The sequence below is a fragment of the Microbacterium sp. Bi128 genome, from assembly GCF_918698205.1.
Genome location: NZ_CAKKMM010000903.1, coordinates 1 through 2,082, shown reverse-complemented (window position 1 = coordinate 2,082; position 2,082 = coordinate 1). Strand labels below are relative to the sequence as shown.

General features: G+C 65.2%; 3 protein-coding genes. All 3 read left to right on the top strand.

The features are described from left to right. Nucleotides 1-320: CPBP family intramembrane glutamic endopeptidase (locus tag LQV45_RS27825; protein WP_230010116.1), on the top strand; the 320-nt coding region annotated here is incomplete at its 5' end. A gap of 82 nt (nt 321-402) precedes the next feature. Then, entirely contained in the window at nt 403-1,728 is a 1,326-nt protein-coding gene (locus LQV45_RS27820) for a S1C family serine protease (RefSeq protein ID WP_230010114.1), read from the top strand. A 39-nt stretch (nt 1,729-1,767) separates the two neighbouring features. Beyond that, nucleotides 1,768-2,082 (top strand): VOC family protein (locus LQV45_RS27815; RefSeq protein ID WP_230010112.1); only part of this gene is annotated, 315 nt, incomplete at its 3' end.

Here is a 2,082-nt window from a genome sequence, read left to right as displayed (position 1 = left end):
TCGGCCCGTTCGTCGAGGAGTACATTTTCCGCCATTTGCTGATCGGCAAACTGAGCCGCCGGGTCAACCTCTGGGTCTGCTGCATCATGTCCGTGGTCCTCTTCGCGGCCCTGCACATCGTGGGCCAGGAGCAAATGACCCTGCAGGTGCTGATGCCGTACCTTGCCATGGGCGCCGTCCTGGTGTTCGTGTACGTCTGGACCGGGAAGAACGTGATGTTCTCCTACTTCGTCCACGCCTCCAAGAACCTCCTGGCGGTCATCTTCATCTACGCCATTCCGCCCGAGGTGCTCGAACAGCTGCAGCAAGTGCAGGGGTAACCGAAGCAAGGCGGCGGCGCATGGCACCCGGCTCCCCTCTGGTTGTTCGCCGGCGCATGCGTTATCTTGAGGGCACTTCGCGATGGTTTGGGAGGGCTGGAGCGGCAACCTTGTATTGGGGAGGACTGCCATGAAAGCCCACGCCCACCGAATGTTCGCACTCCCGGCAGCTGCGGCGATGACGACACTTCTCGCGCTGAGCGGCTGCGTGTCCCTTCCCGGCGCCGCACCGACTGCACCGGCTGCACCGGCCACCCCAACGGCCACGTCTGCAGCGCCGGCGACCCCGCCGCCAACCAGCCAGGCGGCCGTCACAGCACCAGACCCGGTCGCTACCGGAAGCCGACAGCCGGGCGGGTGGGCCGGCACCGTCGCGAGTGTCCGCTCCGGAGTAGCAAAGATCAACGTCACGCTGTGCGACGCAGGCGGCGTCGGTACCGGTTTCCTCATCGAGAATGACCTCATCGTCACCGCCGCACACGTCGTGAAGGACCAAGCCGCCATCAGCATCAGCCTCGGAACAGAGATCTCGAGCGCGCAGGTACTCGGTATTGATGAGGCGGCCGACCTTGCTCTTTTGCGCACCGCCCGCCCGGTCAGCGGCCACATCTTCGACTTCGTCAGCGCTCCCCCGGCACTGGGCGAAGACGTGGCGGCGCTGGGCTTTCCCCTGGACGCCGACCTGACCTTCACCGCGGGACGCGTCAGCGGACTGAACCGGGAGCAGACAATCGGCACAAGGACGGTCAGCAACCTGATCCAGACCGACGCCGCCATCAATCCTGGAAACAGCGGCGGCCCGCTGCTGACCATGGACGGCAAGGTGGCAGGAGTCGTGAGCTCCAAGCGGGCCTGGGTTTTCGGTGCAGGCAGCGAAGGCAACTACAGTGCCGAGGGCACGGCCTTCGCTGTGGATGCCCGCAAGGCTGTCCTCGCCGTCGAGAGCTGGAAGAACCGCACCACTTCGCTGTCCCCGACAAGCTGCGGCCTTCCGGCACCGGCAGACACCAGCGCGATAGACGTTACGGTGAATTCCGATCACCCGCAGGCCGCCAACATCACCCAGAGCCTGGTATTTCATGGCCAGTCCATCAACCGCGGCGCATACGACCTCGCGTTCGCCATACTGACACCCGAGATGCAGGACCGGATGGGCGGACTCGAGACATGGCGGGAGGGGCTCGGCTCGTCTTTCTGGCGCACGCTGGAGGTCGAGGACGTATCCGCTGCCGGACCCGATCTCACGGCGTCCGTCCGGCTGAGGACCGTTCAGGACGCGCAGCACGGTCCCGACGGGCAGTCCTGCTCGGAATGGAAGCTCGACTACCTGATGACCTGGGATGGATCGATCTGGCGGATCGCGGACTCCCTTACGCCGCAAGGGCCTCCGGTGCCTTGCGGCGCCTGAACCCTACCGCCGCGGGCCGCGACGTCGTAGGTTCTTCCCATGACACTGAAAATCCAGATAGTCGTCGACTGCAAAAACCCGCACGAGCTCGCCGATTGGTGGGCCGAAACCCTGGAATGGGCCGTGGAGCCGCAGGATGAGGTTTTCATCCACTCCATGATCGAGCGGGGCTTCGCGACGGAGGCGGAGACCACCACGCACCGGGGCAAGCTCGTGTGGCGCGAGGGTGCCGCGATCCGCCCGCCCGAGGAACTCGACGCCAAGGCGCCCGCCCACCGCGTTTTGTTCCAGATTGTCCCGGAGGAAAAGTCGGTCAAGAACCGGGTCCATTGGGACGTGCGGCTCTCGGTGTGG

Coding starts and splice junctions, on each gene's coding strand:
- LQV45_RS27820 (WP_230010114.1), top strand. CDS start 403: ATGGTTTGGGAGGGCTGGAGCGGCAACCTTGTATTGGGGAGGACTGCC.